13 protein-coding genes are annotated in these 14,302 nt (G+C 43.9%); all 13 read right to left on the bottom strand.

The window, feature by feature from the left end:
• Positions 1–5: 5 nt before the first annotated feature.
• Positions 6–1,280 (bottom strand): SpoIVB peptidase, encoded by a 1,275-nt coding sequence (gene spoIVB, locus EBO34_RS03265; RefSeq protein WP_122898483.1) that lies wholly within the window; start codon positions 1,278–1,280, stop codon positions 6–8.
• Between the two features lie 303 nt (positions 1,281–1,583).
• Positions 1,584–3,284, bottom strand: a complete 1,701-nt coding sequence (gene recN / locus EBO34_RS03260; RefSeq protein ID WP_122896513.1) for a DNA repair protein RecN — start codon at positions 3,282–3,284, stop codon at positions 1,584–1,586.
• 26 nt (positions 3,285–3,310) lie between these two features.
• Positions 3,311–3,760 (bottom strand): transcriptional regulator AhrC/ArgR, encoded by a 450-nt coding sequence (gene ahrC, locus EBO34_RS03255; RefSeq protein ID WP_122896512.1) that lies wholly within the window; start codon positions 3,758–3,760, stop codon positions 3,311–3,313.
• 170 nt (positions 3,761–3,930) lie between these two features.
• Positions 3,931–4,743 carry a TlyA family RNA methyltransferase gene (locus EBO34_RS03250; protein ID WP_122896511.1) on the bottom strand — a complete coding sequence of 271 codons (813 nt, stop codon included), beginning with the start codon at positions 4,741–4,743 and terminating at the stop codon, positions 3,931–3,933.
• Positions 4,744–4,764: 21 nt separating this feature from the next.
• Complete coding sequence (gene dxs / locus EBO34_RS03245) at positions 4,765–6,654, bottom strand: 1-deoxy-D-xylulose-5-phosphate synthase (RefSeq protein ID WP_122896510.1); 1,890 nt, start codon at positions 6,652–6,654, stop codon at positions 4,765–4,767.
• A gap of 9 nt (positions 6,655–6,663) precedes the next feature.
• A complete protein-coding gene (locus EBO34_RS03240; RefSeq protein WP_122896509.1) occupies positions 6,664–7,278 on the bottom strand; it encodes a hypothetical protein in 615 nt (204 codons plus the stop codon).
• A gap of 843 nt (positions 7,279–8,121) precedes the next feature.
• Complete coding sequence (locus EBO34_RS03235) at positions 8,122–9,012, bottom strand: polyprenyl synthetase family protein (RefSeq protein WP_122896508.1); 891 nt, start codon at positions 9,010–9,012, stop codon at positions 8,122–8,124.
• Positions 9,009–9,251, bottom strand: a complete 243-nt coding sequence (xseB, locus tag EBO34_RS03230; protein ID WP_122896507.1) for an exodeoxyribonuclease VII small subunit — start codon at positions 9,249–9,251, stop codon at positions 9,009–9,011. Before xseB ends, EBO34_RS03235 begins: the two co-directional genes overlap by 4 nt.
• A complete protein-coding gene (gene xseA / locus EBO34_RS03225; protein ID WP_122896506.1) occupies positions 9,244–10,617 on the bottom strand; it encodes an exodeoxyribonuclease VII large subunit in 1,374 nt (457 codons plus the stop codon). Before xseA ends, xseB begins: the two co-directional genes overlap by 8 nt.
• Positions 10,618–10,628: 11 nt before the next feature.
• Complete coding sequence (folD, locus tag EBO34_RS03220; RefSeq protein WP_122896505.1) at positions 10,629–11,480, bottom strand: bifunctional methylenetetrahydrofolate dehydrogenase/methenyltetrahydrofolate cyclohydrolase FolD; 852 nt, start codon at positions 11,478–11,480, stop codon at positions 10,629–10,631.
• 92 nt (positions 11,481–11,572) lie between these two features.
• The gene (nusB, locus tag EBO34_RS03215) at positions 11,573–11,965 is read right to left on the bottom strand and encodes a transcription antitermination factor NusB (RefSeq protein WP_122896504.1); all 393 of its coding nucleotides are present in this window, start codon (positions 11,963–11,965) and stop codon (positions 11,573–11,575) included.
• Positions 11,966–12,503: 538 nt separating this feature from the next.
• The gene (locus EBO34_RS03210; protein ID WP_122896503.1) at positions 12,504–12,911 is read right to left on the bottom strand and encodes an Asp23/Gls24 family envelope stress response protein; all 408 of its coding nucleotides are present in this window, start codon (positions 12,909–12,911) and stop codon (positions 12,504–12,506) included.
• Positions 12,912–12,930: 19 nt separating this feature from the next.
• On the bottom strand, positions 12,931–14,295 hold the full coding sequence (gene accC / locus EBO34_RS03205) for an acetyl-CoA carboxylase biotin carboxylase subunit (protein ID WP_122896502.1): 1,365 nt from the start codon (positions 14,293–14,295) through the stop codon (positions 12,931–12,933).
• Positions 14,296–14,302: the final 7 nt, after the last annotated feature.

Genomic DNA, 14,302 nt, shown 5'->3' with positions numbered 1-14,302 from the left:
ATTAATCAGCTCGCCTTAGCTTCGTTTTGATATATATCTACGCCGGCTTCCTGCAGCATCCACTCAATATGGCATGCATAACCGGAAGTCGGATCATTTACAAATACATGTGTGACAGCTCCGATTATTTTGTTGTCCTGTATGATCGGGCTTCCACTCATCCCTTGAACAATCCCACCAGTTGTTTCAAGGAGTTCTGGATCCGTTACTTTAATAACCATTCCTTTAGTTGCCGGAAATTTCTGCTCAGTACTGCTTACAACTTCAATTCCAAATTTCTTAACTTCTTCCCCGTTTACTACAGTCAGAATCTCCGCTGGTCCTTCTTTTACCTGATGTGATAACGCTATTTCCATTGGCTCATCCCAACCGCCATTCGCAATTGGCTCTTTAAGCGTTCCGAATATACCGAAAGCACTGTTTTTATTTATATCCCCCAGCACTTTACGTTCACTCGAAAAACGGGCTAACTTCTCACCAGGCTCGCCATTGAGCCCTTTTTCAATGGATGTTACCCTCGAGGATAGAATTTCCCCGTCATTCACATGAATAGGTTCTTTTGTATCCATGTCTGATATCACGTGACCAAGCGCTCCGTACTTTTTGGAATCCGGATCGTAAAAGGTCAGTGTACCTACACCTGCTGCTGAATCCCGGATATAAAGTCCGAGACGGTATGAATGCTCACCTTTCGCTTTTAAAGGCATGAGCTCCCGCTTAAGGGTTTCTTCTCCACGCTTCACCTCAAGCTGAATTGGTTTGTCTTCCTTACCGGACGCTTGAACAATTCCGGTAATTTCACTCATATCTTTAATTTCTTTACCGTTCATCCGGGTTATCATATCTCCAACTTCAACCCCGGCTTTTTCACCGGGTGATTTCGCTCCATTTACCGTATCAATCAGATGATGTCCAACAACGAGAACGCCTTGCGTGTGAACACGGACCCCGATGGACTGGCCACCTGGGATAATTTTCTTCTCAGGCAAGACAGTTACATCCATCGCTTTTAAAGGAAATCCGGCCACCCCCAAATGAACTTTTCCGTTACCCGGTTTTACACCTGTTAATGTGGTTTGATCGTCTTGAGAAAATACGTCAATCGAGTCATCTGACGCAAGTACATCTAATGAAGTGTCTACGGCAAATTCCTGTGATTCAAATAATAAGACATTTGCCGGCGTGTCAACATATTGTTGAAGAGGAGGATAAAACGCAGCGCTGAACAGCAAAACAAGGAGAAATGCCCCAACGGCTTTTTTTATCATTCCATTTTTCAAATCGCTTTCACTCTCCTCGCTCCCGACCTGCACCTCCATCATGGCTGTATCTATAATGTAGCCTTGAAAAAGATCATTTATAACAGGAAGATATAGAAAATCACCTATGAACCCTGTATTTACGGGATTCCCGGAGTTATGGCCAAAAAATGTTAGTTTATCTTCTTCCACCACCGGTTTCGTTAATTAACTGAGATCATTTAAGCGCCTGGGCAAATGGAAACAACACTGAGTAAAAAACGGTGAAGTAAAAGGTATGTTCCTTTCACTTCACCGCTTATATGAGTATAATTGATAATTCCTTTAAGAAACCTGTTTCTTTTTTGTTTGTTCAGCCTGATCGAGCAGCTCTTCTGCATGCTGCCTGGTGAGCTCTGTAATTTCAACACCTGAAATCATCCGGCCGATTTCCTCTACTTTTTCATTTTCCGCAAGTGGTGTAACTTCTGTAGTTACCCGGCCTTCTTTTTCACCCTTAGCAATGAACAGATGAGTATCCGCCATGGCTGCCACTTGTGGAAGGTGAGTGATACAAAGCACCTGCGATCCGGTTGATATATGGTGAATCTTTTCTGCGATTGCCTGCGCAACTCTGCCGCTGACGCCTGTATCCACCTCGTCAAAAATCAATGCCGTCACACCCTCGTGACTGGCCAGAATCGTTTTCAAGGCAAGAATAATACGTGATATCTCACCACCAGAAGCTACTTTAACAAGAGGTTTAAGCGGCTCCCCCTGGTTAGTGGCAACCATAAACTCTACATAGTCGGCTCCGTCCTTCGTAAATGCCTTGTCTTTCTCTTCATGAAACATCACTTCGAACTTCGTTTTCTCCATATACAGAGCTTTCAGCTCTTTTTGAATATCCTTTGTTAATTTAACCGACTGCTGCTTTCTTATTTCCGTTAAATGCTTTGCTTCTACAGCAAGGTCTTTTTGCAGTGCTTCAAGTTCATTTGCCCATTTTTGAAGGTGTTCATCTTTATTTTCAAGGGTTTCAACTTCTTCCTCTATTTTTGATGCGTATTCAAGAATTGTATTGACACTCTCACCGTACTTACGCTTGAGTGTGTTAACCTCACTAAGTCTTGCTTCGATTTCATTTAAGCGTTCCGGATTAAATTCAATGTTTTCAACGTAATCACGGAGAGAAAAAGAAGACTCCTCCAAAAGATAATAGCAGCTTGCTATCGTCTCCTGAAGATTTTTCAGTTCTGGATCAAGCTCTTTAGCATCATCCATCTGATTCAGAGCAACCATTACCCATTCCAAACCTTTATTTTCACCATAAAGGGCCTGGTGGCTGTCATGAACACGCTGGTACAGCTGCTCACTGTTTCCAAGCTTTTGTTTTTCTGCCTGCAGTTCATCATCTTCATTTGGTATGAGCCCTGCATTTTCAATTTCCTGCAACTGATATCTTATAAGATCAAGCCGCTGGGCCTGCTGCTGTTCATTAGCCGAAAGTTTGGTGTAATTTTTCTTTGTGTCAGTAAAGCGGTCATAAATGGTTTTATACTCTTCCTTCGCATCCTTGATCTTACTCTCAGCATAGCGGTCCAGTAAAAATAAATGCTTGTCCACCTGCAAAAGCTGCTGGTGTTCATGCTGACCGTGAATATCAACAAGCATCTGTCCAATCTGACGCAAACTCGCCAGTGTGACAAGCTTCCCATTAATACGGCAAATGCTCTTCCCCTGACTCGTAATTTCTCTTCTGAGAACAACCATATCGTCTTCAGAAACTTCAATTCCCAAATCCTGCATTAATGGATTAATGTCATGAGAGGAAGAAACAGAAAAGAGACCTTCAATCTCAGCACGTTTACTGCCGTGTCTTACAAACTCGACAGAACCTCTGCCTCCGATTAAAAGACCGATTGCATCTATAATGATGGATTTGCCTGCTCCTGTTTCACCAGTCAGCACCGTCAGCCCTTCTTCAAAAGGAACTGTAACATGATCAATAATAGCGAAATTTTTTATGGATAGTTCCACTAACAACGACAATCACGTCCTTTTAGGAAATTCTACAGCATGTCTAAAAATCTTTCGCTCACAGGTTCTGTATCTGTCTCCAGCCTGCAGATGATCAGAATTGTATCGTCACCGCATATCGTTCCTAGTACTTCGTTCCAATCAAGATTATCGATAAGTGCTCCTACCGCATTGGCATTACCGGGCATGGTTTTCATTACAATCAGATTGTTCGTGTGCTCAATCGAGACAAAGCTGTCCATAAGGGCACGCTTGAGTTTTTGAAGAGGGTTAAACCTCTGATCAGCAGGAAGACTGTACTTATAGCGCCCATCCATCATCGGTACTTTAACAAGATGAAGCTCTTTAATATCACGGCTTACTGTTGCCTGTGTTACATTAAATCCCGCATTACGCAGAAAAGCAACCAGGTCATCCTGTGTTTCCACTTCATTATTAGTAATAATCTCACGAATTTTAATATGTCGCTGTCCTTTATTCATACGTTCTCCTCCGTCACTTCGGTCCATCGTTTTTACTGTTGAATGAATATACTTAACGGCTAATAGTTATAACCTTCTATATGTATCTTATCTGAAATGAGCGCTTTGCACAACTGGTGGCGGGTCCACACAGAAAAAGGAGACAACAGGGTCGATGTCTCCGGTGTTTATTAACGTTTTGCTTTTTCCTGGTGAGCTGTACCTACAATATTTTTTATGTCTCCATAAAAAGAGGAACGCTCATCCGTTTTCCTAAAATGCATGAGGAACTCAATGTTTCCTTCCCCTCCTCGGATAGGAGATGGAATGACATTCCGAACTTCCAAGCCGAGACTTTCAGTATATGTCACAATTTCCTGTATAACTTTCTCATGAACTTTTGAATCACGGATAATGCCGTTTTTCCCTACTTCTTCACGGCCTGCTTCAAACTGAGGCTTAATTAGGGCAGATCCTTCTCCTCCACTGGTAAGAATTTCTTTTAACGGTGGAAGAATCAGGCGCAGGGAGATAAAAGAGACATCAATGGTTGCAAATTGGGGCAGTCCTTCCTGGAAATCTTCAGGCTTTGCATAACGGAAATTGGTTCTTTCCATAACTATTACCCGTTCATCCTGTCTCAGTTTCCAGGCCAGTTGATTGTAGCCTACATCAACAGCATAAACCCTGACGGCACCATTTTGGAGAGCGCAATCAGTGAATCCTCCAGTAGAAGATCCAATATCAATGACTGTCTTTCCATCAAGATCAAGGTCAAAAGCCTTAATGGCTCCTTCAAGTTTCAGCCCTCCCCGGCTGACGTAGGGAAGGGTCTGACCTTTCACTTCCAGTTTACAATCCGGTTTTATTTTTGTACCGGGCTTGTCAATCCGTTCATCATCCGCAAACACAAGCCCGGCCATAATTGTCCTCTTTGCTTTTTCACGTGTCTCGATCAGCCCTTTTTCAACCAGTAGGATATCGAGTCGTTGCTTTTTTTCCATAGTTGTTCATTCTCTCCGATACTATGCTCTTTGTCTTTTTCTGGGTACCAGGTTAATTACCCTCTCTGCTACATTTGCCGGCGTTAACCCGATTTCCTCCCAAAGTTGTGAGACGCTGCCGTGCTCGATATAGTGATCCGGAATACCAATACGGTCAACGGTCATGTTATGGAAGTGCTGGTCATGGAAATATTCAAGAACTGCACTGCCAAACCCGCCCATGAGAGCATGTTCTTCAAGTGTCACAACCGGCATGTTTTTCATAGCCAGTTCTCTTAGCATTTCCTCATCGAGTGGTTTGATCGAGCGGGCGTTTACAATTTCAGCCTGTATACCTTCCGCTTCAAGACGCTCTGCTGCATCCATTGCCACTGGAATCATAGTACCGAATGTAAGGATGGTCACATCTTTTCCTTCTTTCAGCACTTCCCATTTGCCAATCGGTATCTGTTTCAGGTCCTGATCCATTTTAACGCCATATCCATTTCCTCTTGGATAGCGGATAGCGATAGGACCATCATCATAAGTGACAGCTGTATAGATGAGGTGCTGTAATTCATTTTCATCCTTTGGCATCATAATGGTCATGTTAGGCAGGTGACGAAGATAGGAAATGTCAAAAACTCCTTGGTGAGTTTCACCGTCTGCACCAACCAGACCGGAACGGTCAATCGCAAAGAATACATTTAAGTTTTGTCTGCATACGTCATGGACAAGCTGGTCATAACCCCGTTGCAAAAACGTGGAATAAACTGCAAAAACCGGCTTCAGTCCCTGCGTGGCAAGTCCTGCACTCATTGTAGTAGCATGTTGCTCGGCAATCCCCACGTCAAACATCCTGTCGGGAAATTCCTTTGCAAAATCATCAAGTTTCGTTCCCCCCGGCATAGCGGCAGTAATTCCTACAACACGTTTATCCTGGCGGGCGACCTTTTTGAGTGTATTTGCAAATACAGCACTGTAACCGGGAGGTCCCGGTTTCTTAACAACTTCTCCTGATTCCATTTTATATGGTCCAAGACCATGCCAGGTTCCTTTTGCATCAAGTTCTGCCGGTTCGTAGCCTTTTCCTTTTTTCGTTATTACGTGGACCAGAACAGGCCCCTTCGTCTTTTTTGCATACTTCATATTTTCATGAAGGTCTTCAAGGTCGTGACCGTCCACCGGTCCTAAATAGGTAAAACCCATTTCTTCAAAAAACATTCCGGATACCAGCAGGTATTTCAGACTGTCTTTGACACGTTCAGCAGTTGCAGCGAGGCGGCCGCCAAATGCAGGGATCCGTTTGATAAGCATCTCAAGCTCTTCCTTCGCCTTTTGATACTTACCTGCTGTACGCATTCTCCCCAGCATATTATGAAGAGCTCCTACGTTGGGGGCAATGGACATTTCATTATCGTTGAGGACCACAATCAGGTCCGTTTGTTCATGACCGATATGATTGAGTGCTTCAAGAGCCATACCGCCTGTGAGGGCGCCGTCGCCGATAATGGCAACTACATTTTCATCAGTGCCTTTCAGATCTCTTGCCACTGCCATCCCCATTGCCCCGGACAAGGAAGTGGAACTGTGACCTGTTTCCCATACATCGTGCATACTTTCAGAACGCTTTGGAAAACCGCACAGACCTTTATACTGCCGGAGCGTATCGAACTGATCAGCTCTGCCGGTCAGAATCTTATGGACATACGCCTGATGTCCCACATCCCAGAGGAACTTATCTTTCGGACTTTCAAAGAGCTGGTGCAACTTGAGGCTAAGTTCAACAACCCCAAGGTTCGGGCCGAGATGTCCGCCTGTAACAGACAATTTACTGATCAGGAATTCCCGGATATCTTTTGCAAGGTCCTCTAAATCTTCATTACTGTAATTTTTCAGGAATTCAGGGTCTTTAATTTTAGTTAGATCCAAGAAAAACCCTCACTTTCGTTTGTTTTTCTTCTTACCCTTTTTCTTTCTTTTTTTCGGATTGAAAATAGTTATATTCAATTTTACCTCTAAAAAATAAAATAATCTACCCACTTGGTATATGATCGGAGTGGAGTATTCAATTGCCAGCGTTTTGCCTACTGATTTTCCGCCTACAGTCAATGCTGCAACAACACTTGTAAAAATAACATTCGTAATAAACTGGACGTTCGATCCCTCTCCGTATCCTAATTGAAAAGATAGCTGAAGAACCACATAGGCAGAGGCTGTTCCACTGATTACTCCGGCGATATCCCCGATGACATCATTACAGAAGTTCGCAAACTTGTCTGCATTTCTCGTAATATGTACAGCCTGTTTTGCACCTGCCAGTCTCTCGGCAGCCATGGCATGAAACGGCTTTTCGTTGGCAGCGGTTGCAGCTACACCTATCGTATCAAATATTACCCCAATCAGAACAATGATAAACACCATCATCATACCGACAGCCCAGACAACTCCACTGAGAACCAAGGTGGATATAATCGCAAAAATTGCCGCTAACACCAAAGTGATAACGGCAATCATCCAACTCCATTGTAAAGATTGTTTCACAGATTCCTTCATTGGTTTATCATCGGTCCTATCTTTAAGTATCTGAGTGATGCAGGTGTTTAAATCTGCATCATTTCCCCGTTCGCAGGATAAGCTGCGGCTCTTTAGTGAGCATACTTAGGAGATACTTTATTACTTTACCTGTTAAACATATAAATTATGTATCCGAGTGGTCACTTAAAGAGTAAAAACTGCGTCTTAGGTCCAGTAGGTTTTCCCAAACGGATACCGAAGCGTCGCCGCTAAGGCGGTTTCCCTTTAAATCCGTCTTGACGCTGTCACCAAACGTCAGACTGGATTACCACTTAGTACGCACTATAATCCCCTTTAAATGTCCAGTGGAACAGTCTAGGAGTTTTCCTCAGCAGTTCTTAGCCATCCTCTATCCTCTTTTGCAGACGCGATTTCATATGATAATACCAGTATACAATCTTAGTATTCATAATCCCCTCGCCGTCCACTCAAGGCAGGCTACGCTGCTCACAAGTTCCCGAAACTTGCCAAGCAGGTTCATACCTTCTGTCACCACTGTCCCCGGGCAGGGAAGCAATAACAAAAGGCCTCCGCGGCTGCAGGGTCCTCGCCCACATGCCATTGTGGATCGCCCTACAACCTTTACTCCCAGTATTGACCCAAAGCTGGGCGCCTCAAGCCAAAACTAGGAACTTCATCGATGTGCCCTTTAGCGGATTTTTAGGCCCGCTTTCGAAAATGGAGAACCGACTAGAATACTGCACCACCCGGTTATCTATAGTATACCACGATACGTTTTTCAGCTGCAATGAGCAACCCTTTCAAGAAAAAACAGGCATTTCCATAAGAGGAAAGAAGCTTTTATCCATTCCATGGAGTGTTTTAATGGGTCCTTTTCGCAATGTAATCCGTCAGTTCATGAAGCAGAGGATGTTTTTGTTCTATTTTAGATAAATATTCTTTAGACTGCTGAATATGCCAATCCAGTTTCTCCTTCGCACCGGCAAGGCCGAGAAGTTTAGGATACGTACTTTTCTGATTTGCTTCATCACTTCCAAGCGGTTTGCCCATCTTTTCACCGTCACCTTCAATATCAAGAATGTCATCCTTGATCTGAAAAGCAAGTCCCAGGTTTTTCGCAAACATTCTGAGGTGTATTTGATCTGTTTCAGGTGCGTTTGCCAGAATTGCGGCTGCTTCGATAGAAAAAGCAAGTAAGTCACCTGTTTTATGATGGTGAATATATTCAAGTTCTTCAACTGTGAGTCCGTGTTTATCTTCCGCATCCATATCAGCCACCTGACCGCCTACCATTCCGGCAGGCCCTGCGGAAGAAGAGAGAAGCTGAATAACCCTTACTTTTTCATGGTCTTCAAGATTTTCTGACTTACTGATCACTTCAAAGCTTAAGGTAAGAAGGGCATCACCGGCAAGGATAGCCATAGCTTCACCAAATACTTTATGGCTTGTCGGCTTCCCTCTTCTTGTATCGTCATCATCCATCGCAGGAAGGTCGTCATGAATGAGTGAGTATGTATGTATCATTTCTACAGCACAGGCAACGTCATAACCTTTTTCCAAAGTAACACCGTAGCCCTGAAGGGAAGCCAGTAGCAGTGCCGGCCGCAGGCGTTTCCCACCAGCTTCCAGGGAATATGCCATAGCATCAAGAAGGACTTTCGGTGCTTCAATACCCGAAATGTATTGCGGGAGTCGTCGTTTAAGCTCTTGTCTTTGCTCTTTCAGAAAAAGATCTAAAGATAATACGCTCACTCGCTTTTCTCCCCCTCAATAGTCAGGACTTCAATTTCTCCGTCTTCATTCAGGATCTTATCCATTTGCGCTTCAACTTTCTGCAGACGTTCATGACAGTATTTTGACAGTTCCATGCCATCTTTAAACATCTCAATTGCTTCTTCCAAAGGCACATTTCCTTCTTCAAGCTTTTCTACAACATTCTGCAGTTCTTCCATTGCTCCTTCAAATGTCTTATGTTCTCTTTCTTCACTCATTTCTTTCACCTCTCTTATCCATGGTTACTCCCTTTTTGTCTTTTCCGGTCACTTCAGCAAAGACTCTGCCGTCTTCCAGCTGGATATGCAGTGCATCTCCTTCATTCACCTGACCGGTACTTTTCACCAGACCGGTTTCGGAATAGGCAAGACTGTAGCCACGCTCCATCATTTTCAAAGGACTCAGTACATCGAGTTTATACATTACTTTCTTTAGAGACTCGTGTTTTTCCTGCTGGTAGTCACGGGTGGATTTCATGAAACGATCGTACAGCATACGGTAATGATCCTTTTCTCTTGTAATCCGGTGTTTAGGGTGGACGTTTTGCAGTGCTTTCAAAGTGTAGTTGTATTTTTCACCTTTTGATTTTATCAGTCTTGCTGTCTCTCTTTGAAGTGCTTCCATCATTCTGTCCAGCTCTTGTTCTTTTTGCTCGATCAATTTACCGGGATAACGGAAGGCATAAGACTGATTGTATTGTTTCAACTGTTTTTTCTGACCTTCCACCTGCTCTGTTAATGAGCGGATAAGCCTTGTACGGTATTGTGCTGTCTTTTCTTTAAGTTCCCTCTGATCCGGAACCGCAAGTTCGGCTGCGGCAGTAGGAGTCGGGGCTCTCAGATCAGCCACAAAATCACTGATGGTCACGTCCGTTTCGTGACCTACCGCTGATATGACAGGCACCTTACTGTTATAAATTGCATCAGCCACCAGCTCTTCATTAAATGCCCATAACTCCTCTATCGAGCCGCCTCCGCGGCCGACAATGATAACATCAAAACACCCTGCTTCACCTGCCTGCTGGATTGCTCTTGCCACAGACGGGGCAGCTCCCGGACCTTGTACCAGAACAGGGAGGAGGGTAATCTGAACGTAGGGAAATCTTCTCTTCAAGGTTGTAAGTATATCCCGTACCGCAGCCCCCGTACGGGAAGTAATAACTGCAATTGATGACGGTACAGAAGGAATAGGACGTTTCCGGTCTTCCTGAAAATAGCCTTTCATTTCAAGCTTTTTCTTCAATTCCTCATAAGCCAGGTACAAATTACCGATACCATCAGGCTGCATTTCCTTTACATAGAACTGGTATTGTCCATGAGGCTCGTAAACACTCACATCTCCACGGACAAGAACATTCATTCCATTTTCAGGTAAAAACTTCAAATAGCGGTTATGACCTGCAAACATGACACTCTGAATGCGCGATTGGTCATCCTTTAACGTAAAGTACATATGGCCTCGGCTGTGTTTTTTAAAGTTCGATATTTCTGCACGAATCCACACATTCTGCAGGTACGGTTCATCGTCTATAACACGCTTAATGTGCCTTGTGAGGCCTGATACTGATAAAAAATCATTATTCATCCCAGGACTCCTTATTCAAGCCCGCGTGAAGCAGACAGAATGGTATTATGAAGCAGCATTGTAATGGTCATTGGTCCTACACCACCGGGAACCGGGGTAATGTATGAGGCAATTTCTTTTGCTTCATCAAACTTCACGTCTCCTACGAGATTACCCTCTTCAGTTCTGTTAACACCGACATCAATAACAACAGCACCGGGTTTAATATAATCGCTGCCCACCATTCCCTCACGGCCGACTGCAACGATAAGAATATCTGCCTGCCTGGTAAACTCACGCATATTTTTTGTCCGTGAATGACAATAAGTAACAGTAGCATTTTCTTTAAGAAGAAGCTGTCCTACAGGCTTGCCGACAATGTTGCTACGTCCAATCACAACCGTGTGTTTTCCTTCTATTTTAATCCCTTTTGATTTTATCATCTCTACAATGCCAAAAGGGGTGCATGGCAAAAAGCCCTCTTGTCCGATCATCATTCTGCCGATATTTACCGGATGAAAACCGTCTACATCTTTTTCCGGTGCGATCGTATTAATCACCGCATCTTCAGAAATATGATCCGGTAATGGCAGCTGGACGAGTATACCGTGAATGTGATCTGCATGATTTAATTCCTTCACCTTTGCAAGAAGGTCTTCTTCTGTCGTCTCATAAGGGAGTTCATCAAGTTCCGAGTAGATCCCAATCTCATTACATGCCCGCTGCTTACCGCGGACATAGGATTGGGATGCCGGGTCTTCCCCCACCAGGATTACCGCAAGCCCCGGTGTAATGCCTTTGGATGTTAACTCTTCAGTGACCTTTTTCATTTTCTCACGTTTGTTTTTTGCCAGCTCTTTTCCTGAGATTAATTCAGCAGTCATGATGATCTCTCCCTTATCCCCGTTATTCTGATCAGTATACTTTTCTTTATTAAACAGCCGTCTGCCCTGATCCAGGCGGCACTTATCCTGTTTTACAACTCTCCTGCAATTTTAGAAAGAACACCGTTTACGAACTTTCCGGATTCATCGTCTGAACTGAATCCTTTTGCCAGATCAATTGCTTCATTTAAACTGACGCTTACAGGTATCTCTTCTTCCCATTTCATTTCATAAACAGCCATTCTGAGGATGGCACGGTTCACATTAGCCACTCGGTTGATAGTCCAGTGATCCATTGCTCCGTTTAACGTACTGTCGATTTCTTCAAGATGGTTGAGGGTTCCTTCTACAAGTTGGTGAAGAAAAGAAGATGGTTCTTCTCCTTCTTCCAGCACAGCTTCTATCGCCTCATCCGGCCCGATCTTTGTCATATCTATCTGGTATAGTGACTGAACGGCTTTAATCCGCGCAACTCTTCTGTTCATGTTGATACGTCTCCTTTATCTTCCATCGTACGGGTTGTATTCTCTTTTCAAATATAGCATATCTTCTCCTGACGATACAGTCTCCCGCCAAATTGAGGATATTCTGATAATAGCGTCCTGCCAGTGACTGACTCTTTTTTAAAACGCTGTTTTCACTTCCTTTAAAGTAGAGATAGTGCAGGTGCAGCCAACGTGCCCCGTCACTTCCCTGGACGGCGCCGGCAAGCCTTCTGCCAAAAAATACCCCTCATCTTCCTCTGCTAGTTACACTTCGCAGTTTACTGTGCCCAAAGCTGTAATGCAAACGCTCTTCACAGGAATCTCGGGCACTTCGGCTTCATTAACTTTTTCAGTAAAAGCAACAATCTTTATGGGAAAACAGCCCCCGTAACCAAGAGGGGGTCTCAAAAGTCCATAAGCAGGTTTGCAACGGCCCTGCTCATTGCTTCAAAGTGATCCAAAAGGTAAAAACCGGCCTTTATGGTCAATCCCTTCCAATAAATAAAAACCAAAGGGAGTTCACCCTCTGGTTTTTAAATTACTGATCCTTTTTAGGCTCTTCTTTTTTTTCAATCTCAAGCTGAACACCTACAACGTGGACATTTACTCCGATCAGCTCAATAGCCGTCATATTTTTCAGTGTCTGGAATATGTTCTCCTGCACTTTTTTACAAACATCAGGGATGGATACACCGTAATTTGTAATGACAAAAACATCGACAGTAATACCGTCTTCCTGAAGATCAACCTTTACGCCTTTACCGTGATTGTTCTTACGTCCGAGACGCTCTGCAACTCCAGAGGCAAAATTCCCTCTCATCGTTGCCACACCTTCAATTTCAGATCCAGCAAGTCCGGCAATAACTTCAATTACTTCAGGAGATATCTCTACTTTTCCCAGGTCCGCTTTGTCATCAGTCATGTCAATCAGGTGATTATCTTTCATTTATGCGTCCTCCTAGCTATTACTCCTCGTCACTTTCAGGCTTTATTGAATAGTGTTCCAAAAATTTTGTGTTAAAGTCTCCGCTTTTAAATACTTCATGACTCATTAACCGCAAATGAAACGGAATTGTCGTATCCACGCCTTCAATCACAAATTCGCTCAGTGCACGTTTCATTTTTGTAACGGCTTCTTCCCGCGTCTCGCCATAGGTAATAACTTTGGCGATCATAGAATCATAAAACGGCGTAATTGTATATCCCGGAAATGCAGCACTGTCTACTCTCACTCCGAATCCTCCCGGCGGCAGATACATCTCTATTTTGCCCGGGGAAGGCATGAAGTTTTTATACGGATTCTCCGCATTAATACGGCATTCAATAGAATGTCCGCGGAAAGTGACTTCCTCTTGAGTATAGGAGAGCTTCCTGCCTGACGCAACTAAAATTTGTTCTTTAATCAGGTCAATCCCGGTTACCATTTCTGTAACAGGGTGTTCAACCTGAATACGTGTATTCATTTCCATGAAATAGAAATCACCTGTGTTGTGATCAAAAATAAATTCAACGGTTCCGGCCCCAACATAATCAACAGCTTCAGCAGCCTTAACGGCGGCTTCACCCATTTCAGCTCGTTTTTCCACACTCAGGGCAGGTGAAGGCGTTTCTTCAACAAGCTTCTGCAGGCGCCGTTGAATGGAACAGTCACGTTCTCCAAGGTGAATTGTGTTTCCAAATGTGTCGGCGAGTACCTGAATTTCTACATGACGAAAGTCTTCTATGTATTTTTCAAGGTATACGCCCGGGTTTCCGAAGTTCGCTCTCGCTTCATTTTGAGTAACGGTAATACCTTTACGAAGCTCCCCTTCGTTTTTGGCAACACGGATCCCCTTCCCGCCGCCACCGGCAGTCGCTTTAATAATGACAGGGTAGCCGATTTCTTCAGCGGTCTTAACGCCTTCTTCCACTGTTTCAATGATTCCCTTTGAACCCGGAACGACCGGTACGCCGGCCTTTTTCATCGTTTCTCTGGCTACATCTTTTGTTCCCATCTGGTTAATCGCATCCGGGCTCGGGCCGATAAATGTAATGTTACAAGCTGAACAGATCTCAGCAAAATCTGCATTCTCTGCAAGGAATCCGTAGCCGGGATGAATACCATCCACCTGAGTAAGTGTAGCGACACTCATAATATTTGTGAAGTTAAGATAACTTGCGGCTGAAGAGGTCGGTCCTATACAATAAGCTTCATCCGCCATCCTGACATGAAGGGCATCCCGGTCTGCTTCTGAAAACACAGCAACGGTCTCTATCCCCAGCTCCTGACACGCTCGTATAATTCGAACTGCTATTTCTCCTCTGTTTGCAATTAATACTTTTTTTATCATCCGTCTC

Origin of the sequence: Alteribacter keqinensis, assembly GCF_003710255.1 — a bacterium.
In the GTDB taxonomy this organism is placed as follows: Bacteria; Bacillota; Bacilli; order Bacillales; family Salisediminibacteriaceae; genus Alteribacter; species Alteribacter keqinensis.
The sequence above is the reverse complement of the archived record's forward strand: the minus strand, read 5'-3'. Positions and strand labels throughout refer to the sequence as shown.